19 protein-coding genes and 1 riboswitch are annotated in these 20806 nt (G+C 64.2%); of the genes, 3 read left to right on the top strand and 16 right to left on the bottom strand.

The annotated features are described in order from the left end of the window. Positions 1-99 precede the first annotated feature (99 nt). Together B3446_RS14390 and B3446_RS14385 are read right to left on the bottom strand one after the other, a co-directional pair. A complete protein-coding gene (locus B3446_RS14390) occupies positions 100-1014 on the bottom strand; it encodes a sugar phosphate isomerase/epimerase family protein (RefSeq protein WP_175124945.1) in 915 nt (304 codons plus the stop codon). 31 nt (positions 1015-1045) lie between these two features. Continuing rightward, positions 1046-2137 (bottom strand): Gfo/Idh/MocA family protein, encoded by a 1092-nt coding sequence (locus B3446_RS14385; protein ID WP_291382643.1) that lies wholly within the window; start codon positions 2135-2137, stop codon positions 1046-1048. A gap of 225 nt (positions 2138-2362) precedes the next feature. Here B3446_RS14385 and B3446_RS14380 point away from each other — a divergent pair, with 225 nt between their 5' ends. Continuing rightward, positions 2363-3460 carry a LacI family DNA-binding transcriptional regulator gene (locus tag B3446_RS14380; RefSeq protein ID WP_291382641.1) on the top strand — a complete coding sequence of 366 codons (1098 nt, stop codon included), beginning with the start codon at positions 2363-2365 and terminating at the stop codon, positions 3458-3460. Positions 3461-3720: 260 nt separating this feature from the next. Beyond that, positions 3721-4719: a tripartite tricarboxylate transporter substrate-binding protein gene (locus B3446_RS14375; RefSeq protein ID WP_291382638.1), complete on the top strand. Its 999-nt coding sequence runs from the start codon at positions 3721-3723 to the stop codon at positions 4717-4719. A gap of 241 nt (positions 4720-4960) precedes the next feature. Here B3446_RS14375 and B3446_RS14370 read toward each other — a convergent pair whose 3' ends face one another. The 12 genes from B3446_RS14370 to B3446_RS14315 form a co-directional block, all read right to left on the bottom strand. Next, a complete protein-coding gene (locus B3446_RS14370) occupies positions 4961-5707 on the bottom strand; it encodes a DUF6708 domain-containing protein (RefSeq protein WP_291382636.1) in 747 nt (248 codons plus the stop codon). Between the two features lie 176 nt (positions 5708-5883). Continuing rightward, positions 5884-8706 carry a toxin VasX gene (locus B3446_RS14365; RefSeq protein ID WP_291382634.1) on the bottom strand — a complete coding sequence of 941 codons (2823 nt, stop codon included), beginning with the start codon at positions 8704-8706 and terminating at the stop codon, positions 5884-5886. A 14-nt stretch (positions 8707-8720) separates the two neighbouring features. After that, on the bottom strand, positions 8721-9635 hold the full coding sequence (locus tag B3446_RS14360; protein WP_291382632.1) for a DUF4123 domain-containing protein: 915 nt from the start codon (positions 9633-9635) through the stop codon (positions 8721-8723). A 326-nt stretch (positions 9636-9961) separates the two neighbouring features. After that, the gene (gene metF / locus B3446_RS14355) at positions 9962-10804 is read right to left on the bottom strand and encodes a methylenetetrahydrofolate reductase [NAD(P)H] (protein WP_056571275.1); all 843 of its coding nucleotides are present in this window, start codon (positions 10802-10804) and stop codon (positions 9962-9964) included. A 127-nt stretch (positions 10805-10931) separates the two neighbouring features. Continuing rightward, positions 10932-11267 (bottom strand): phage holin family protein, encoded by a 336-nt coding sequence (locus tag B3446_RS14350; RefSeq protein ID WP_056327402.1) that lies wholly within the window; start codon positions 11265-11267, stop codon positions 10932-10934. A gap of 123 nt (positions 11268-11390) precedes the next feature. Beyond that, complete coding sequence (gene ahcY, locus B3446_RS14345) at positions 11391-12809, bottom strand: adenosylhomocysteinase (protein ID WP_191577615.1); 1419 nt, start codon at positions 12807-12809, stop codon at positions 11391-11393. Between the two features lie 100 nt (positions 12810-12909). After that, a riboswitch (S-adenosyl-L-homocysteine riboswitch) is annotated at positions 12910-13044 on the bottom strand. A gap of 61 nt (positions 13045-13105) precedes the next feature. Continuing rightward, complete coding sequence (locus B3446_RS14340; RefSeq protein WP_291382628.1) at positions 13106-14152, bottom strand: glycosyltransferase family 4 protein; 1047 nt, start codon at positions 14150-14152, stop codon at positions 13106-13108. 158 nt (positions 14153-14310) lie between these two features. Further along, entirely contained in the window at positions 14311-14547 is a 237-nt protein-coding gene (locus B3446_RS14335) for a DUF1289 domain-containing protein (protein ID WP_191577613.1), read from the bottom strand. A 90-nt stretch (positions 14548-14637) separates the two neighbouring features. Beyond that, complete coding sequence (locus B3446_RS14330) at positions 14638-15525, bottom strand: alpha/beta fold hydrolase (protein WP_291382626.1); 888 nt, start codon at positions 15523-15525, stop codon at positions 14638-14640. Positions 15526-15562: 37 nt separating this feature from the next. Beyond that, on the bottom strand, positions 15563-16213 hold the full coding sequence (leuD, locus tag B3446_RS14325) for a 3-isopropylmalate dehydratase small subunit (protein ID WP_291382624.1): 651 nt from the start codon (positions 16211-16213) through the stop codon (positions 15563-15565). Then, positions 16210-17631 (bottom strand): 3-isopropylmalate dehydratase large subunit, encoded by a 1422-nt coding sequence (leuC, locus tag B3446_RS14320; RefSeq protein WP_291382622.1) that lies wholly within the window; start codon positions 17629-17631, stop codon positions 16210-16212. The genes leuD and leuC overlap by 4 nt, the downstream gene beginning before the upstream one ends. Before the next feature lie 100 nt (positions 17632-17731). Beyond that, positions 17732-18712, bottom strand: coding sequence for a tripartite tricarboxylate transporter substrate binding protein (locus B3446_RS14315; RefSeq protein ID WP_239213509.1), 981 nt, complete (start codon positions 18710-18712; stop codon positions 17732-17734). A 124-nt stretch (positions 18713-18836) separates the two neighbouring features. Between B3446_RS14315 and B3446_RS14310 the strand changes: the two genes are divergently transcribed. Further along, positions 18837-19760 (top strand): LysR family transcriptional regulator, encoded by a 924-nt coding sequence (locus B3446_RS14310; RefSeq protein WP_175136844.1) that lies wholly within the window; start codon positions 18837-18839, stop codon positions 19758-19760. Positions 19761-19764: 4 nt separating this feature from the next. Here the strand turns inward: B3446_RS14310 and B3446_RS14305 are convergent, their stop codons facing one another. Further along, the gene (locus tag B3446_RS14305) at positions 19765-20397 is read right to left on the bottom strand and encodes a flavin reductase family protein (protein ID WP_191577608.1); all 633 of its coding nucleotides are present in this window, start codon (positions 20395-20397) and stop codon (positions 19765-19767) included. A 1-nt stretch (position 20398) separates the two neighbouring features. Beyond that, positions 20399-20806, bottom strand: a 408-nt coding sequence (locus B3446_RS14300) for an FCD domain-containing protein (RefSeq protein WP_291382617.1), incomplete at its 5' end; no start/stop codon positions are given.

The following is a 20806-nucleotide window of genomic DNA, read 5'->3' as shown; positions in this document are numbered from 1 at the left end:
CACCGGTGTCGGTGTTCGGAATCGTGTTCAAGAGGCGCGCCGCGGTCGCTGTTCGTGTTGATGGCTTTGCGGCGCGCCGGTACTGCTTGCGGCGCCGGCCTACAGACCGTTCGCGCGCAGCCGCTCGTCGAGGAATTGCTTGGCGCGCGGCACGTCGTCTTCGGTCAGGTGTTCGATGATGATGGGAATGTTGGGGTGCTTCTTCGCCAGACGCTGCAGGTACAGGTCGTAATTGAGCGCGCCCAGGCCCGGCGCCGGCAACTCGATCTCCCCTACCCCACGGAACGTATGGCTTTCCGCCGCGCTGTCGTCACCGATGTCGCTGTGCTTTTCCGACTTGTCATCGCCCGAACGCTTCACGTCCTTGGCATGCGCGATGCAGATCTTGTCGGAAAGTGCGTCAAACACCTGATTGAGCGTGCGGTCCATCTGGTCGATGTTGTGCGCTTCGAAGAAGTTGGTCGGGTCCATCAGGAGGCCCAGGCCCGGATGGTCTACTTCGGCAAACATGCGCAGCGTTTCCTCGACCGACCCCACCACGTTGTTCACGTAGGTCTCCAGCAGGAACACCGCCCCATGGTCGTAGGCATGCTGCGACAGCTCGGCGATCACCGCGCGACACTGGTCCCAGCCTTCCTCGGTCTTGTTCTTGGGGTGATGCACCCAATCGCTTTCAGTGTCAAACGTGCCGGTTTCCGAGATCACGTAAGGCGAACCCAACTGGCGTGCGTGCGTGAGGATCTCTTTCAGATAGCCGTTGCGGCGTTGGCGCTCGGCGGGATCGGGGTGCACGATGTTGGTGTAGGCCGAGATGCAGGACACCGGCAGGTTGTAGTTGCGGAAGGTGTCGCGGATCTGCGTGCATTTCTGCGCGGTCAGCTGCCCCGGGCCGAGTTCCATGTCCTTGAAATGCAGGTCCAGCTGCACGGTGTTGAAGCCGTGCGAGCGGATCACCTTGGCGGTGCGCTCCAGCTCATAGGGAAAGTAGCCCGAGAAAATTCCGGTCTGAATCATGATGGTTGTCTCCGTCTGTTTTTCTGTCTGGTTATTCAACAGCCGGCAGCCGTACCGTGCGGCCTTCGGCGATGGACGTGTACGCGGCCTCGACCAGCGCCATCGTGCGTACGTTGTCGGTCACGCTCAACGCAGGCTCGGTGCCGCTGGCCAGCGCGTACTGCAACTGCTCCATCACGCCGATGAAGGCATGCGGAAACCACATCGTGTCCCACGTGGGCGTCACCCAACGCCCGTCGGTATGTCCCACGGCCGCGCGCGAGGCGTAGCTCAGGGTCGACGGCTCGCCGGTCGGCCAGCCGACGGTGCCGCGCGCGACGCCCTCGGTGCCTTCCACGCGCCAGCGGATGTGCTGGTCGTCGGGGTATCCCTCGGCCCGCGGACCCGACCACACGTCTTCGAGCGACAGCGCGAGCAGGCCGTGGCCAAAGCGCAGCGTCGTGCTCACCAGCCCATCCTGGTGCGCGAACTCGGTGCGCGGATCGGGACGGGTGATGCTGGTGATCTCGGTTGGCTCGCCAAACAGATAGCGCAGGACATCGAGGTGATGCACGCTCATGTTCGAGAGCGTCAGGCGGTCGTAGCCGCGCAGGAAGTCCTGCCAGTGCGGGATGGCGTGCATGTCGATCTGCGCGAAAACCGGCGTGCCCAGCACGCCCTGGTCGAGCAGCTGCTTGAGCGTGCGCATCGACTGGTCGTAGCGCATGTTCTGGTTCACTGACAGGATCTTGCCGGCGGCCCGGGCCTCGTCGCGCAGGGCGCGGGCTTCATCCAGCGACAGCGCGAGGGGCTTCTGCGCCAGCACGCCGCGCACGTGCGGGGCGCGCAATGCGGCGCGGATCAGCGCGGGCTGCTGGTCGGGCGGATACGCGATGTCCACGATCTCGATCTGCGGATCCGCGATCAGGGCCAGGGGGTCTTCGTGCACCTGCGGGATGCCATAGCGTTCTGCAACCGCGGCCGCTTTGCTGCGGGTGCGTGACGCGATCGCCGCCACGGTGAAGCCCGCCTGCTGATAGGCCGCCAGATGGCACTCGGCCATGATCATGCCCGCGCCGATACAACCGATGCGAAAGCGCCGTTCGCGGACGGGGGGGTCGGGCACCAAGGTAGGGTTCGACATGTGCTCCTCCTGCCGGCCTGGTATGCACTGTCGACTGCCTGGCATCCTGCCGTGCTGTGTTTGATGTATTGAGCCGCGATATTCACATCAAAACAATCAGGGGTAAAGACGGTGGGCGCTCATAGGACCGCGGCGTTACCTTTTTGATCTCGAATGATTGCAAATGATGGCTTATGATGGCCGCGCTGCCATCGTCCTGATGGTGTATCGAGAGCCTGATCCCGCATGCGCCCCACCATTTCCCTCATTGCCCGTGAAGCCGGCATGTCCACCGCCACCGTGGACCGGGTCCTGAACGACCGGGACGGCGTGCGCGGCAAGACGCGCGACCGCGTGTTGGCGATTGCCAATCGCCTGGGCTACTTCGTTCCGGGCGCCGAGGCCGCCAGTCAGGACGTGCGGGTCGATTTCGTTCTACCCGCGGGCACCAACAGCTTCATGACCGCGCTGGGCCGGCACTTGCTCGAAGAAGCCGCCGCCCGTCCCGACGTGCAGGCCCGCCTGCATCTGATCGAGGGATTCGACGCCAACAAGCTCGCGAAAAAACTCTACGAGCTGCGCGAGCAGACGCAGGCCGTTGGCCTGGTCGGGCTGGACCATCCTCAGGTGCGCGACGCCATCATGGCGCTGCGCGACAGCGGCGTGCACGTGAGCACCCTGGTGTCGGACATTCCGATCTCGGCGCGCCTGGGGTACGTGGGCATCGACAACCGCGCCGCAGGCCGCCTAGCCGCGCTGTTGCTGGGCCGATTTCTGCCGCAGCACACCGAACGCAAGGTCGCGGTGTTCGTGGGGTCATTGGCCTATCGCGGCCACGAAGAGCGCGAGATGGGCTTTCGCTCGCTGCTGAGCGAAGAGTTTCCGCACCTGCGCATCGCCCACACGCTCGAGATCGGCGACGACCGCGACCGCGCCTTTGCCGTCACGCAGGATCTGCTGCGCACAGACCCGCCGCACGCGATCTACAACATCGGCGCAGGCAATCAAGGCATCGCGCGGGCGCTGAAGGAGGCGCGGCCGGCTGAGGCATGGTCGACCGACGCGTGGCCGGACGCGGCCCGGCCGAACGCGGCCCGGCCGATCGCGGCCCGACCGGACAAGGCGTCCTCCGCCCCTCGGATCGTCTTCGTCGGCCACGACCTCACCGAAGCCACGCGGCGCCTGCTGCTCGATCGCACGATGGACGCCGTGATCGACCAGAACCCGCGCGTCGAGGCACGCGAAATCGTCAAGCTGCTGGTGGCGGCCGTGAAGGGTGCTCCCGAACCTAGTTACCTACCCCGGCTGCAGGTGATCTTCCGGGAAAACATACCGGAGCCGTGACGGCCCGGCGCGGGCCCGGTCTGGAACCCGTGCGCGCAGTTCGCACCGGCCCGGGCCCGGGCAAGGTTCAGCCCATCCGAGGCACTACACGCACGCTTTTTAGCGCTTCTGCGGGCAAGTCCACGTTAACCCTCCTTTCCGCGCGCCGAAGCCCGGCTTGCGAAACCGCGAATTCCCAACCTCGCCCTTGTCGCGCCACACTGCCGATGCCTGCCCGCCATGCGCGGCATCGCGGGCCAAGAGACTACAAGGAGCGAGACATGTCCCACCGTTACGCGCGCGCCCTCAAGCGTGCAGCCTGGCCCATGCTGGCCCTGTCCTGCCTGGCCTTTGGCAATGCCGGCGCGCAGGGAACCTACCCCAACCATCCGATTTCGCTGGTCGTGCCGTTTGCCGCGGGCGGCCCCACCGACGTCGTGGCGCGCAGCCTGGGCGCCTCGATGGCCAAGACGCTGGGACAGAGCATCGTCATCGAAAACCGCACCGGCGCCGGCGGCACGCTGGCCTCGCAGCATGTGGCGCGCGCAGCCCCTGACGGTTACACCTTCCTGATCCACCACAACGGCATGGCGACGGCGCCCGCGTTGTACCGCAAGCTGTCGTTCAATCCGCTGACCGACTTCTCGTACGTCGGCCAGGTCGCCGACGTGCCGATGACTCTGCTGGGCCGCAAGGATCTGCCGGCCGACGGCATGGCCAACTTCATCAAGTACGCCAAGGAAAACGGCAACAAGGTCAACCTGGCCAACGCCGGTTTGGGCGCCGTGTCGCAGCTGTGCGGCATGCTGCTGCAGGAGTCGCTGGGCGTGCAGTTCACAACGGTTCCCTACGCCGGCACCGCGCCGGCCATGACCGCCCTACTGGGCGGACAGGTGGACGTGCTGTGCGACCAGACCACGCAGACCATCCCGCAGATCAAGGCCGAACGCGTCAAACTGTACGGCGTCACCACGCTGGACCGCATCAAAGCGCTCCCCGACGCGCCCACGCTCAAGGAAGGCGGCCTGAAGGACTTCGAGGTGAAGGTGTGGCACGGCGTCTATGCCCCGAAGGGCACCCCGCCCGAGGCGATCGACAAATTCAACGCCGCGCTGCGCACCGCGCTGAAGGATCCGGTCTTCACGCAGAAGATGGCCGAACTGGGCGCCGAGATCGTGCCGGAAGCCAAGCAGACGCCTGAGGGTCTGCAGACGTGGTTGAAGTCTGAAGTGGACAAGTGGGGCGGCGTGATTCGGAAGGCGGGTGTTTACGCGGATTGATCCGTGCGGCGCCCGTTCAGGCGCCGCGATTATCAGGCGCACCCAGCGCGCCAACCAAAAGCCATGATCAGCCCGATTTGTGCCAGCAAGAAAGCGTTGGCGTAAATCGGGCCCTTTTCTTCACGGTGTTCGGAGTCGATTGGATATACGTCCCCGCGCCACGATGAGGGGTGTCGCCAGGCACGAAAATCCAGGCCCTTAACAGCCTTGCTTGCAAGTCCTTTACGGTTTGTGGCGCTCGTCACTGACGCCAGTGGCCGGGTTGGGTTTCGTCGAACCCGCACAACTGGTCAATGTCCGTGGGGAACGGCGTGTAGGGCACGTTGTACTGAATGAACGCCTCCACGCTGTCGGGAAAAGCGTTGATCAAGAGCCAGCCGAGCCAAAGTGGGATAGTGATCGGCGCTTTCAACATGCCATAGGGCTCGGCGAACCTTCGGCGCAAGCCGACATACCAGTCTCGATAGGGTTGAAGAGTCTCCTGCTTTCGGCTTAGTCGAGTAGGCAGCGGCGCGGGTTCGGGCAAGCCTCCGGGGCCGTGGGCCATAAAGGCCTGAAGATAAGCCCACAGCGACTTGGCTGATCGGTCTCCGTCGAACAGGCCGAGGTTGCCGCACGCAGCACAGATTTCGGTTGGCGGGTTCATCGCGTGGTCTATTCCGATCAAATAAAGTGGATGTCTGCTGGCGTAGCCGCTTGCCGAAAAAGTTGGGATGTAACCGGCTAACGCCTCAAGTCGATCCCAGTCCAAGACGTGAAGACGCGTTTCCCTTGGGTAGATGAAATAGAGTTTGCGAGTGCCGCGATGAATACGAATGAAAGCGCCGCGACTTTTGTGCGCACCCCCAGCCAAGTAAAAAATAGAGGCCAAGACGGTCAGGGCAGGAAGCCATGCGAATATGGCTACCAACGTTTCCCTATCTAAGTTGTCAACGCCGATTCCTAGTACTGCAGCAATGGAAGTGGTGACGCTGATTATGATGGACATGCCTATAGAGCCTGCCGCACCGCGCTGGACATAATTTGCGTATGTTTCGAGTTCAACGCACGCGTTGTTGACGCGTCGAACCCCATCTGGCTCTGGCCTGTCGGTCGTCGAGGAACCTCTGCACAGGGGCGTTCCACCGATACGAACGCTCTTTGGGAGGAGCTTAATGGCGCGACTCATTTTGGCGCTCGCACAGGTTCGAGCTTAGTTGAGTCAATGGAGTCTGTGAACCAGCCGCTTGATGAAAAAATCATCGGCGTTGGCGCGTCTGGCTGCTGCAACGCAGTTCCGGGGTGATCATCAGGATCAGGAAAGTACAGGTATTCAAATAAAACTCGCGTGTCCTTATGCATCAAGATTGACCAACCGCATTCTCTTCCAGTGCTGCCCAAGGGCGTGACCAGGCATTCGCGGTGATAGTCGACAGGGTGCGTGCCAATGGAATGAATAGCGGGTCCGACGACCTGAGATAGCTGCTTTCCGCGCAACATGAAAGTCATCTTTGTTTGAAAGTTATCCGCAGGAATGTCTGTTATTCCGGGCAATTCGCAACTGATGCGAAGGTTGCCAACGGGAAAGCTGGAGGCTGCATGCCACTCCGGGGTCAGGCGCGGGCGATAGTAGAAGCTGTGAACAGCGTCTAATTCCTCGCGATTGTTGTAATGACGGTCACTGATGCCCCAAGCGCTATGTTTTAGCCAAAGTTCAGCCGGTCCGTGCTTACTCATATCCGCGCCAAAGGCAAATCCGACAATGAGCAATGTGGCAACACCGGCGACAATCACCCACCCAGCTGGACTCAGCCCAAGCACTGCGACGGCGGCCCCGCTACTAAGCGTGGCCGCCGTCGCCGTTCCCCCTGCCCAGGTCGCGACTGTTAGAGCTCCACCGGCTAGCGCGGAACCTACCAACATCCGTCCTTGCTCAGCGTTATTGTCGTTAAATGCGTTGAATGCTCTCACCGAGTCAGCTGCAGCCACGAGTCCGGTGCCTAGCGCGCCGAAGACTGCGACCCCTCGCTTCGCTGAAAGCGTCTTCAATCTAAGCGCCAATGCGGCGTTACCTTGCCGTCCAACCTGGACCGCAATAATTGACATAGAAATTTCTATACCTGCACCAACTACTGCGCTCGCAGCGCCCAGCAGCCTGCCAATGGTCACAGCGCGATCATTGGCTCCTTCCAGTTCTCTCCAAGCGTCAGCAAGACCCTTCAACGCGAGAAATCCACCCAGCCCGGAGAACAGATGTCCACCTGGACCGCGCAGGCGATTCAACATATTGATGAATGGATTGCCTTTCACATGAATAGGCGTGGGTGGCGGCAGTGCTGGCTTGTCCGTTGGCGCCTCGTGAAGTTCGCGGTACGTGGTTTCACCAACCTTCACCCAGTCATAGACTGATGTTTTCTGACCAGGGTCTGCCTGATTGATCTTCGGGGACGGCATCTTCCACCCCCGCAATCCGTCTTCGCCAAGCGTTTGATACCCCTGGAATTCATAAGCGGCTCGCAGCAGGTCGTCGATTCCAACGTCGTAACGGACAAGGGTGACGCCGGCTCTGACCTCCATCACATGCCGCAGACGTGGCATCAGTACATCCGCCACTTTGGATTCCGGCAGCGCCTGCAGGAGCCCGATTAGCGCGTTGGAGGCTGTGGTCAGCTGGTGCTGTTCCAAAAGATTGTCCATGACACTAAAAAGGTTCTTGGCGATCTCTCCGGAACTGGACTTCAAACGGGCGAGAAGCAGTTCGCTGCCATTGGCCAGCGCGAGCCAAAAGGGGCTTTCGTCGACTGGCAAACTGACTAGGTCGTTCAGTACCTGTATTCCATCTTTGGAGTGCACCAGTCCGCCAATGCACTGAAGAACAGCTTCCTCATAATCGTGTGCGTTGTGGATCACGCTGCGGTCAAAGCACCGTAGTGCCTTGCCCAAGAGTTGCGATAAGTCGATCAGGCGAACCCACGCAAGGGAATCCTGTACCGCTTTGGCAATTGTGCTTTCGAACGTTTCTATTTCTTTGGCATAAATGCGAGGAAACGAAATCGCGCCGGCGTAGTTCACCAGGTTTTGCTGCCTTACGAGCGTCTTGGCCAGGTTTGGATTCGTCGCAGCCTGTTTCTTCATCCCCTCGAAATAATTGCTGATGAAGGTTCCACTCTGCAGTTTGTGTGCGTTCCGTCCGGCGTATTCCGTCTTGAGCTTCACGGAATAAGTGATCAGGTAATGAAGCTCGCTGGCGATTCCGATCGGATCCTGCAATGCCACCACCAGAGGCGTGAAGTCCTTGCGCGGCAGCAGCGCGATGTACATGTTGCCCGATACGTTGTGGTGGTTTGGCGCCTCTTCTGAGAACTGGATCTCGCTCCATGCGAAAGGCTTGGGCACGCCGTATCCGGATGGCGAGACGAGTTCAGGCGCCGCCTGTCCCAGCAGCGTCGCGTCGAAGACGTCGTTTTGATATGCATTGCCCGCAGGCCTGCATTGCGTGCTCAACGCATCGCGAAGCCCTCCCTCGTTGGTCTCGATAGCCCAGAGGGTGCGGTGGGACAGCAGCGTGTCGCTAACCAGGATGTGAACGGTTTCCGCGGTCTCTGCGTCAGGAGCAAAAAGATATGTCGTGGCGCCGACCGTATCGGGGCGGCTTAGCCTGCCCGGCGTTGCATCCTGGTCGTCGTCATAACTCCACCAGATGCGAGCGAACTTGACGTCTTCAGTGACTTGGTAGTGCTGCGTCCACATACGCCCATGCTCGAAGTAGCAGAGGTAGACGTAGGTGCCCGGACGCAAGGTGCGCAAACCGTACGCTTTGCCCGCAGTGAGCGGGGGATAGCCCTCGGTGCTCAGGCGGGGAAACACTTCCTTATCCCACGCGTCATCGGCAATGCCGTAGCGCAGCGGATATAGGGGCACGCCGCGTTCACAGGGCGGTGGGGAGATGGCTTTGCCGAGGCGTTTCTCGTTCGGGCGGATGGAGCCCAGTGCCTTTTTGAAGTTCACGCGATGGGTTTCCTTTACCGCGCCGCGAGTGCAGAGAGTCGTGCTTCGGCGTCCACCAGTCGCTGCTTTCCCGGAATGTGCCGTTCGATCAGGATTTCCCGAAGCACGCTGTCCTTCCCGAAAAATTCTTGCGGGTAGCGAAACCGCAGATCGACGTAATGGCGAATGTCGCGTTCGAGGGTGAGCGCGAGTTGATCCGCGGCCTCGCGGACGAACAGGTCAGTGCGCCGCCATAGCGCCGGTTCATTCTCGGGGTTGTCGTACGCTGATGCTTGTCGGCGAGTACTGCGCACGCAGTCCCGCACGAACCACGCGAGGCTGGCCTGATCGAGTGAGATCTCGTCGGCTTTGGTCAAAGCGATGGGCTCGTCGAGCGCGGGTGCGACTTGTCCGAGTACGGGAGAATCCGCACCCAACCACTCGCCGTGATGCTCGTTGCCCGCATACCAGATGAAGCGTTGGATGGGGCCGAACAGCCTGGACAGGGAATGCGCCGTCAAGCCTTCGCAGAACTCTTCGAGCGCCCGCGCGCCGTTAAGGCTGAACCTGAGCGGAAATCCGTCTGTACCCGTCAGTTGGTGCAACTGTTGGAGGTGGGCGGCGAGGAGGTCGATATCGTCGGGAGCCACCAAGATGATTCCTGCGTGCTGGCGGAGCCAATGTTCGACGGCGTGGGTGAACAATGCCTCGTCGAGCGGAACTAGCAGGGGGCCATGGCGATAGCCTGGATTTCGGTATTCCCGAGGCGTATCGCGCCAGACCCAGCGATACTCGAATCCACGCCTGATTTGCAGAAGGTCGTTCTCGAGCGAGTCGCTGTGCGCGCCGTCCAGAAGAATCCAGGGCCGGGGTTCCTGTTCAAGCGTTGCCCAGTCGGGGCGCGGAAACGCTTTTACTACGCGACGTGTCCACTGGGACGCCTCGTCCATCAAATCATTCGCTGCACCCGCCATGTGCGTGTCACTCGTCAATTGAACGAAAAGCCGTTCAATCTAAGGCGGGACCGTCCCCCTGGATATATGAATAGTTCGAAAGCTCGGAAGAGCGGGTCTGATTTGTCAGAGGTGCGGGACCGGTTAACAAATCGCTGCTCATTCGCGAGCTTGCTGATGAGCAGTTTCCCAAAAAGAAAAATCCCCACTCCGCGTATCGCGTCGTGGGGATCGGGCTGACCGTTTCATCGAAGCCGCCGGAGTCGCAGGCCCTTTGCGATGGCGGCGGGCACCAAGCCTGCAGCCGCCGCGCAGCCAACTGCCTACACCGTCAGTTCCTTCCAGATCGCCAGCGGCGCTTCGGAACTGTTCAGCGTGTAGAAATGCACGCCCGGCGCGCCGTTGTCCAGCAGCGTCTGGCACAGCTCGGTCACCACATCCACGCCAAACGCGCGGATCGAGGCCTTGTCGTCGCCGAATTCAGCCAGGCGCAGGCGGATCCAGCGCGGCACTTCGGCGCCGCACATTTCCGAGAACCGCAGCAGCTGCGTGTGGTTCGTGATGGGCATGATGCCCGGCACGATCGGTACGTTGACGCCCTTGGCGCGGGCGCGGTCGACGAAGTCGAAATAGGCGTCGGCGTTGAAGAAATACTGCGTGATGGCGGCATCGGCGCCGGCCTTCACCTTGGTCACGAAATGGTCCAGGTCGGCCGAAGGATTGGCGGCCTGGGGGTGCATTTCGGGATAGGCGGCCACTTCGATGTGGAACCAGTCGCCGGTTTCCTCGCGGATGAACGACACCAGTTCATTGGCGTAGCGCAGTTCGCCCGCGTCGCCCCCCATGCCCGACGGCAGGTCGCCGCGCAGGGCCACCACGCGCCGCACGCCCTCGTTCTTGTAGGCCTGCAGGATGTCGCGCAGATCCTGGCGGGACGCGCCCACGCACGACAAGTGCGGCGCCGCATCGCAGCCCAGATTGCGCAGCGTGCGCACCGCGTCGGCCGTGCCGGCGCGCGTGGAACCGCCCGCGCCGAACGTCACGCTGACGTACTTGGGCTGGATGGCCAGCATCTGCTTGGCCGCACGCACCAGACGCTCCTGGCCGGCCAGATCGCGCGGGGGAAAGAATTCCAGACTGAAAGCAGGAGAGTTCGATTCGGACATATCAATCTTTTTATAACTAAGCGCCGCATTCGGCCGGTGTGACCCCGCGGGGTGCCGCGGATCCGGGCTCCGCCGGTCCGCAGGCACGCCCCTGGGGGAAGCGCGCAGCGCTCGGGGGGGCTCTACCCTACGGGATCAGCTTGGTCAGGAGACCGGAAATGATGCTGTAGAGGATGGCACCGCCCACGGCCCACCAGAACCCGTTGACCTGGAAGCCCTTGAGCACGGAGCCCACGAACCAGAACAGCAAGGCGTTGATGACGATGAGAAAGAGCCCAAGGGTAACGATCGTGATGGGCAGCGTCAGCAGCACCAGGACCGGCTTGACCAGCATGTTCACCAGGCCCAGCACCAGCGCGGCGATCAGCGCCGAACCGAAACTGGCCACCGTGATGCCGGGCAGCAGGTAGGCAACGGCCAGCAAGGCCACTGCGTTCAGGATCCAGACGAGTATCAGTGTCACCATGTTCGAACTCCTGTATTGACGCTCCGCGGACCCGTCGGCGCCGGGCGGCGACGGGCGTGACCCGCAGACCGGAAAACCCGCGCCGACATGGCGCGGAATTTTCCTATTGTGCTACATCCATCAATAGCGGTAGTGGTTGGGCTTGTAGGGGCCTTCGACCGGCACGCTGATGTAGTCGGCCTGGTCCTTGCGCAGGGTCGTCAGCTTGACGCCCAGCTTCTTCAGATGCAGGCGGGCGACCTTCTCGTCCAGGTGCTTGGGCAGCACGTAGACTTCGCCGGACTTGTAGGCGTCGTTGCGCGTGAACAATTCGATCTGGGCGATCGTCTGGTTGGCGAACGAGGACGACATCACGAACGAGGGGTGGCCGGTGGCGCAGCCCAGGTTCACGAGACGGCCCTGCGCCAGCAGGATGATGCGCTTGCCGTCCGGGAAGATGACGTGGTCGACTTGCGGCTTGATCTCTTCCCACTGGCAGTCGGCCAGGGCAGCGACGTCGATTTCGTTGTCGAAGTGGCCGATGTTGCAGACGATGGCCTGGTCCTTCATGGCGTTCATGTGCTCACGCGTGATCACATGGTAGTTGCCGGTGGCGGTGACGAAGATGTCGCCGTGGGCGGCGGCTTCTTCCATCGTCACGACCTTGAAGCCTTCCATGGCGGCCTGCAGCGCGCAGATCGGATCGATTTCGGTGACCCACACTTGCGCGCGCAGCGCGACCAGCGCCTGGGCGCAGCCCTTGCCCACGTCACCGTAGCCGGCCACAACCGCGATCTTGCCGGCGACCATGACGTCGGTGGCGCGCTTGATGCCGTCGACCAGCGATTCGCGGCAGCCGTACAGGTTGTCGAACTTGGACTTGGTGACCGAGTCGTTGACGTTGATGGCGGCAAAGGCCAGCTCGCCCTTTTGCGACATCTGATACAGACGATGCACGCCGGTGGTGGTTTCTTCGGTCACGCCCTTGATCAGCGCCAGGCGGGTCGAGTACCACTTGGGATCGCGCTTCAGGGTTTCCTTGATGGCGGCGAACAGGATGCGCTCTTCGTCGCTGCCCGGGTTGGCCAGGACCGAGATGTCCTTTTCAGCCTTGGTGCCCAGATGCAGCATCAACGTGGCGTCGCCGCCGTCGTCGAGGATCATGTTGGCGTTCTGGCCATTGGGCCATTCGAAGATCTTGTGGGTGTACTGCCAGTACTCTTCCAGCGTCTCGCCCTTGACGGCGAAGACCGGGGTGCCGGACGCGGCGATGGCGGCGGCGGCGTGGTCTTGCGTGGAGAAGATGTTGCACGAGGCCCAGCGCACTTCGGCGCCCAGGGCCACCAGCGTTTCGATCAGCACGCCGGTCTGGATGGTCATGTGCAGGCTGCCGGCGATGCGCGCGCCCTTGAGCGGCTGCGATGCGGCGAATTCCTCGCGGATGGCCATCAGGCCGGGCATTTCGGTTTCGGCGATGGCCAGTTCGCGGCGGCCCCAGCCGGCCAGCGACATGTCGGCGACGAGGTAGTCGGTAAAGGATTTATCAGTCACAGCGTTCATGGTGTGTAGGCTCCACGTGAAATACGAACGGCGCACGAGATGGCCGGACAACGCGAATACACCACGACAGTCGAGTGCTCGCCTTTCCCGCCATACGCGACAAAGGTGAGCGCCGTTGCTGTAGCGACGCGCGGGGCGCGGCGCTTGAACAAGGATTCCTGAGCCTGGCGAGCCGGGGTCCGCATGGGTAAGACACATGGGGGACCGCAGGGTCGTCGCAACGCTCCTCAGGATTGCCGGGCATTGTACAAGGTTGGCGCGCCGCACGGCTAGCAAATCCGGGCGGCGCGTGTGTTTCAGGTGGTGGTCGCCCAGTCGTTGGCCGCCCCGCGCGAATCATCCTGGGTCAGCGGCACCAGTGCGTCCAGCAGATCCGAAGCGACCGAATCCCAGCTGCGGGTCAGCGCCTGCGCGCGCACCGCGTCGCGGTGCAGCGGCAGCGCGGCCAGGCAGGCCCGCTTCAGATCGTCGTCCAGCCGGCCCGTCACGCCCTCTTCGACCACGGCAAGCGGCGCCTCGCTGCGAAAGGCCGCCACCGGCGTGCCGCAGGCCATGGCCTCCAGCATCACCAGCCCGAAGGTGTCGGTCAGGCTGGGAAACACGAACACGTCGGCCGCCGCGTAATACCCGGGCAGCGCACCGTCCCGCTGCATGCCCAGGAAGACCGCATCCGGAAAACGCTTTTTCAGGCGGGCCTCATCGGGTCCCGCGCCCACCACCACCTTGCTGCCCGGCAGATCCAGGGACAGGAACGCATCCAGGTTCTTTTCCTTGGCCACGCGGCCCACGCTCAGCCAGACCGGCCGGGGCAGGTCCTGGAACGCCTGGCTGGCCGAGGGCTGGAACTTGCGCGGATCGACCCCGCGCGACCAGACGCGCAGATTCGTCAGGCCCCGCCGCACCAGGATGTCGCGCACCGTGGGCGTGGGCACCAGCACGCATTGCGACGGCCGGTGGAACCAGCGCAGGTAGCGCCACGGCAGCGCGGCAGGGATGCCCATGCGCGCCTGCAGGTAGTCCGGAAACATGGTGTGGAACGACGTAGTGAAGCGCCATCCCCGCCGCAGCGCCATGCGCCGGGCGGCCAGACCCAGCGGGCCTTCCGTCGCAATGTGCAGCGCGTCGGGGATGGTGTCGCCCAGGATGCGGCGCAGTTGCCGGCCGGGTTGCAGGCACAGCCGCAGATCGGGTTCGGAGGGCGCGGGGATGGTTCGGCTGCCCTCGGGGCTGACCACGATCAGCTCGTGGCCCCAGTCGCTGAGGATCTGCCGCATGGTCGACCAGGTGCGGACGACGCCGTTGACTTGCGGATGCCAGGCATCCGTGACGAGAACGATGCGCATGATGGAGCCGGAAGTGGGCAATGGCGCTATTCAGCCTGCGTCATGTGACAAGCCCAAGACGGGGACGCAAGCGCGCGGCTTCGCGTCTTTAACGCGGCTTCAATGTGGATGGCGGCGCGGTCATGCCCGGGCGCGGCGGCGCGTCAGTGCGCCACGCGTCAGTTGTTGCGCCGCGGATACCCTTGCGCCTTGATGCGGATCCAGACTTCGCGCTTTTCTTCTTCCGACATGAACACCCAGTTGGCGACTTCCATGGCGGTGCGCCCACACCCGCGGCAGATGTCGTCAAACAGCGTGGAGCACACCGCCACGCACGGTGAATCCGACATCTTGAAGGCGCGCTGGGCGTCCTCGGCGTCGGGCAATTCGGAAAGATCGGCGAAGTAACGATTCATGGGCCGAAGGTTAACACCAGGGGTGCGTCCCTTTTTGGATAGCCCTATCGTCTGCCGAGGCTTGATTGACAGGCGGTGCGCCCCGCCCCTTCATCGCCAGCCGAAGAAATCTCCGGCTTCGGCCAGCACCGAGTCCGGCGTTTCCTCGGCCAGATAGTGCGCGCCGGGCAGCGGGCCGCCGGTCACGTTGTCGGCCACCGCGCGCCACAGGGCCAGCACATCGAAGTTGCGGCCCACGGCGCCGCGCTCGCCCCACATCGCGCGCACCGGCATGCGCAGGCGCTCGCCCGCCGCGCGGCCGGCCTTGTCGTGGTCCAGGTCGATCGTGGCGGAGGCGCGGTAGTCTTCGCAAATGCCGGTCGCCCAGCCGGGTTGGCGCGCGGCGCGTTCGTATTCGGCCATGGACTCGGCCGAAAAATGCGCCAGTCCGCCCGGCCGGCCGCCCATCACGGACCGCAGGTAAAAGATGGGATCGTGCTCGATCATCGTTTCCGGCACTGGCGCCGGCTGGATCAGCCAGAACCAGTGGAAGTAAGCCTGCGCAAAAGCGCGCGTCGTGCCTTCGTACATATCCAGTGTCGGCGCGATGTCCAGCAGCATCATGCGTGAGACGGCCTCGGGGTGGTCCAGCGCCAGCCGGTGCGCGACGCGTGCGCCGCGGTCATGCGCCAGGATCTCGAAACGGTGATGGCCTAGTCCGCGCATCAGCGCCACCATGTCTGCCGCCATGGTGCGCTTCGAATGCGCGGTGTGATCGGCACTGGCAGCGGGCTTCTCGCTGTCGCCATAGCCGCGCAGGTCGGCAGCCACGCAGGTCCGATGACGCGTCAGGTCGCGCCAGACGCCGTGCCAGATGGCGTGAGTCTGCGGATGGCCGTGCAACAGCAACAGCGGCGGACCCGAGCCGTCGATGCGGGCGGCGATGTCCACCCCGTTGGCTCGAAAACGCCGCACCGGCAGGTCGAAAAAGGCGGTCATCTGCGTCATCTCCTTTTGTTGTCGCGCACGTCACGCGCTAGGCGGCGTCCAGCCGGTCGCGCACCTGACGCGCCACGTCCTTCATCCACGGAAAGCGCGCCCAATGGCGGGCTTCAAAACGCTCCACGTCGGGCAATTGCTGCAGCGTCGCGCCCACCATGTCCTGCCCCTGCGCGAACATATGCCGATGCCGCGCCGGCAGGTCAAAGTGCGCAGTCCAGCCGTCGGCCGCGCGCACCTGCCCGGCCATCACGTCGATGCTGACGCGGTTTGCACCGGCCGCCGCCGTATTGGACACCTTCGAGAGCAAGGCGTCGACCTCGACCGGTGGCAACGTCACCAGCAGGAGGCCGTTGTTGAGCGCGTTGAAGTAGAAGATTTCGCCGAAGCTGGACGCGATGACCGCCCGGATGCCGAACTGCTGCAAGCCCCAGACGGCGTGCTCGCGACTGGAACCGCAGCCGAAGTTGGGCCCCGCCACCAGAATGGACGTGCCCGCGTACGCCGGCTGGTTCAGCACACAGTCCGGCCGCGGCGCGCCCGCTTCGTCAAAGCGCAGGTCGTACAGCAGACCCTTGTCCAGCCCGGCCTTGTCGATGATGCGCAGGAACTGCTTGGGCATGATCTGGTCGGTGTCCAGATTGGAGTACGGCAGCGGCGCGGCTACGCCTTCGGTCATGGCATTCATTTGGCGTCTCCCCAGGTGCGCACGTCGACGATACGGCCGGCCAGCGCAGCCGCTGCGGCCATCGCGGGACTCATCAGGTGCGTGCGCCCTGCCCGCCCCTGGCGTCCCTCGAAATTCCGGTTCGTGGTGGACGCGCAGCGCTCGCCGGGGCGCAGCACGTCGTCGTTCATGGCCAGGCACATCGAGCAGCCGGGCTGGCGCCATTCAAAGCCGGCCGCGATCAAATCGGCGGCCAGTCCTTCGGCTTCGGCCTGCGCGCGCACTGCGCCAGATCCGGGCACCACCATCGCCCGCACCCCCGCCGCCACCTTTTTGCCGCGCGCCAGATCGGCTACGACGCGCAGGTCCTCGATGCGGCCGTTGGTACAGGAACCGATGAAGACGCGGTCGATCGGCACGCCCGCGATGGGCGCGCCCGCGGCCAGGCCGATGTAGTCCATGGCCTTTTGCAGCGCCAGCCGGGCCAGCGCGTCGGGCTCGTCCTGCGGATCCGGCACGGCGCCATCGACCGGCATCGCCTGATCGGGGCTGGTGCCCCAGGTCACAAACGGCGCGATGCGGCCGGCGTCGAACGCGTGTTCCACATCGAAGCGCGCGTCGTCGTCCGAGCGCAGCGTGGCCCACCAGGCGCGCGCGTCGTCCAGCATTGCGCCGCGCAGCTGCGGCGCCTGCGCCGTGACGTAGGCGTCAGTGACGGCGTCCGGTGCGATCAGCGCGGCGCGCGCGCCGGCTTCAACCGTCATGTTGCACAGGGTCATGCGCGCTTCGGCCGACAGCGCGGCCACCGCCTCGCCGCAGAACTCCACGGCATGGCCGCGCGCGCCCTGCGCGCCGATGCGATGCACGATGTAGATCACCAGATCCTTGGCCGACACATGTGCCGGCAGCGCGCCGTCGATGCGGATCCTCATGTTGCGCGCCACGCGGTACACCAGCGTCTGCGTCGCGAGAATGTGTTCGACTTCGCTGGTGCCGATGCCAAAGCCCAGCGCGCCCAACGCGCCGTACGTGGTGGTGTGGCTGTCGCCGCACAGCACCACCATGCCGGGCAGGATCATGCCGTGTTCCGGGGCGATGACGTGCTCGATGCCCTGCAACGGATCGGTCGTGTCAAAGAGCGCGATGTGCTGCGTATCGCAATTGCGCTTCAGGTTCAGCGCCTGCCGCGACGACGCATCGTCCGCAATCACGCGCAGCGCGGAAGGCACGGGATGCGTGGGGATGATGTGGTCCACCACCGCCATCTGCTGGCCCGGGCGCAACACGTCGCGGCCCCGCGCGGCCAGGCCGCTGAAGGCCTGCGGGCTGGTGTACTCGTTCATGATGTGCAGGTCGACGTAAAGCAGCACGTGCTCCGCGTCGATCCGGGCCACCTCATGGCTGGCCACCAGTTTGTCGTAAAGCGTCATGCCGGGCATGTCTGTGCTTCCTTGCTTGAAAGAGGCGCCCGCAGTGCGCGCGGGCGGGTATTGCGGCCGGCGGTATCGCCGCCGGCTATTGCGAGTGCATCCTGCGCGTTCAGTTCGCCTCGATGCCGGCTTCCTTGACGATTCCGGACCAGCGCGTCATCTCGGCGGCCACCATCGCGTCGGTCTTGTCCGGCGTGGTGATCAGCGGTTCAAACCCCTCCCGCTGCATGCGTTGCGTCAGCGCGTCCGTTTTCAGCGCCTGCCCCAGCTTCGCGTTCAGCGTGTCGATCACCGCCTGCGGCGTGCCGGCCGGCGCGCTGACGACGAACCAGGTGTTGAATTCATAGCCAGGCAGACCAGACTCGGCGATGGTCGGCACGTCGGGCAGCAGCGGCGAGCGCTTGGTGCCGGTCACCCCTAGCGCGCGCAGTTTCTTGCCGTCGACCTGCGGTTTGGCGGCGGACAGCACCGGAAAGCTCATCTGCACCTGGCCGCTGATCGTGTCGAGCATGGCCGGGCCGCCGCCCTTGTATGGCACGTGCATGATCTGCGTCTTGGACACGGACTTGAAGAGCTCCGCGGCCATGTGGAACGTGCTGCCGGTGCCGGCCGAGCCAAAGCTCAGTTCGTTCGCGGGACGCGCGCGCACGTACGTAAGCAGCTCGCTCACCGACGCGACGGGCAACGAATTGGTGACCGTCAGCACGTGCTGGGACGTGCCCACCGTTCCCACCGAGCGCAGATCCTTCGCGGTGTCGAATGGCATGTTCTTGAAGAGCGCCGGATTGATCGCCAGCGACATGGTGTTGATGCCCAGCGTGTAGCCGTTGGGTTCGGCGCGCGCCACGGCCGACATGCCGATGTTGCCGGACGCGCCGGCGCGGTTTTCCACGATCACGCTCTGCCCCAGTTCCTTCGCCCACGCGTCGGCGATCAGGCGGGCCGCGATGTCCACGCTGCCGCCCGGCGCGAACGGCACGATCAGCGTCACCGCGCGTTCGGGAAAGGCATTGCTGGCCGCAGCGCCATGGGCCCAACAGGATGCGGCAACGGCCGCGCACAATGCGCCGGCCAATCTGGCTATCTTCATTTCGGGTCTCCTCGTGTGGCCGCGTGGCGCGGCTCTGTATCGGCGAACCCAGTGTATAGGCCGGTTTCGTTCTTATAATTCGTGGAATTTATAAATCTTTATTAAATTCAATTTATAAATCGCCATGGACGCGCTCTCCGATCTCGCCTTCTTCTCGCTGGTGGTCAAGCACGGCAACCTCTCGGCCACGGCGCGGGAACTGGGGCTGACCCCGCCCGCGGTCAGCACCCGGTTGGCCAAGCTGGAGCAGCGGCTGGGCGTGCGTCTGCTGAACCGCACCACGCGCCGCGTCAGCGTGACTCAGGAAGGCGAGCTGTACCTGGCCGAAGGCGCACGCATCCTGGCCGATCTGCAGGCGCTGGAACGGTCGGTGTCCAGCGCCCGCGCCCAACCCCAGGGGCTGCTGCGCCTGAACGCGACGTTCGGCTTTGGACGCGCCCACATCGTGCCCGCCGTCTCGGATTTCTGCCGGCAGTTTCCGGACGTGGAAGTGCAGATGCGCCTGACCGACAGGCCGCTCAATCTGATCGAGGAAGGCTTTGACGTGGCGGTGCGCTTTGGCGACCTGCCGGACGCGCGGCTGACGGCGCGCCGGATCGCTTCGAACCGGCGCCTGCTCTGCGCCTCGCCGCGCTACCTGGAGATACATGGCGAGCCCCGCGCCCCCGGCGATCTGCAGCGCCACCGCTGCATCGTCGTGCGCGAGAACGACGTGGCCTACGGCACCTGGCGGCTGGAATCCGGCGCACGCGCCGAAACGGTGAAGGTACGCGGCCCGGTCAGTTCGAACGACGGCCAAAGCGCGCTGGAATGGGCGCTGGACGGCCACGGCATCGTCATGCGGTCCGAATGGGAAACGGCGGCGCACCTGCGCGCGGGCCGGTTGCAAGAAGTGCTGACCGACTGGCGCACGCCGCCCGCGGATATTCACGCGCTGTACCCGGAACGCCTGAACCTGCCGGCCAAGACGCTGGCGTTCGTGGACTTCCTGTCGCGACGCTTTGCGCGCCGCCTGCGGGCGCCCGGCTCCGACGCCGCCGTGTGGTGAGGCCTCAGATTTCGTCGATGGGCGTGCTGGCCGGCGCGTTCTTTTCCGCGTCGATGGCGTAGCGATCCCGCGTCCTCACGTAAAAGCTGGCGCCAAACCGGCCCACCGGAAAGTAATCCTGCAGGCGCACGCGCCACGTCTCCGTGTCGATCAGGCCGTCGCGCGCGTGCAGCCAGCGCACCTGGCCGATGAAGATCTGGCGGCTGGCGGTCTCCATGGTCTCGAACAACGTGCATTCGAACGCGACGGGCGCCTGCACGATGCGCGGCGGCGCGACGCGGTGGCTGGGCGCGGCGTCCAGGCCCGCGTGCGCCAGCTCGCTGACATCGGATGGCAGGCGGTCGCCGCAGCGGTGCATTTTTTCCGCCATGGCTTCGTCGGTCAGGTGAACGACGAACTCGCGGTCGCGCGCGATGTTGACCGCGGTGTCCTTCAGCCCGCCGTCTTCCAGGCGGTTGATGCTGACCATCACGATGGGCGGGTCCTCGCCCAGCATGTTGAACATGCTGAACGGCGCGGCGTTGACCACGCCGGTGTCGGACAGCGTGGTGATCAGCGCGATCGGACGGGGCACGATCAGGCTGGCCATCAGCTTGTAGCGCTGATATTCGGTGATAGCGTCGAAGTCGATTTCCATGTCAGGCCAGTCCCAGCATCTGGGCAAGGGTTTGCGCGGGCTGCGGGCGCTCAAGGCTGATGCGCCGTTCCAGGTCCGCAAGGTGGTTGTCGTTGGTTCGCACGGCTTCGGCCACGTCGCCGCGCTCCATCATGTCCACGATCAGCACGTGCTCGCCGTGTTCGCAGGCGGCGTTGCCGGGCGGCTCGTACAGCGCCACGATGAGCGAGCAGCGCGAGACCAGCTCGGCCAGGTAGCCGTGCAGGATGGTGTTGCCGGACAGTTCGCCCAGCCGCACGTGAAACGCGCTGGCCTGCCGTGCCCAGGCCGGTTGCCCGGCGCGGTGCAGCAGCGCGTGCTCGTCGCGCAACTGCTTGCGCAACGAGGCGTAGTCGGCGCGCGTGGCGCGGGCCGCCGTCAGCGGCAGCAG

Source organism: Achromobacter sp. UBA5777 (assembly GCF_002418565.1).
In the GTDB taxonomy this organism is placed as follows: domain Bacteria; phylum Pseudomonadota; class Gammaproteobacteria; order Burkholderiales; family Burkholderiaceae_B; genus Achromobacter; species Achromobacter animicus.
The sequence above is the reverse complement of the archived record's forward strand: the minus strand, read 5'-3'. Positions and strand labels throughout refer to the sequence as shown.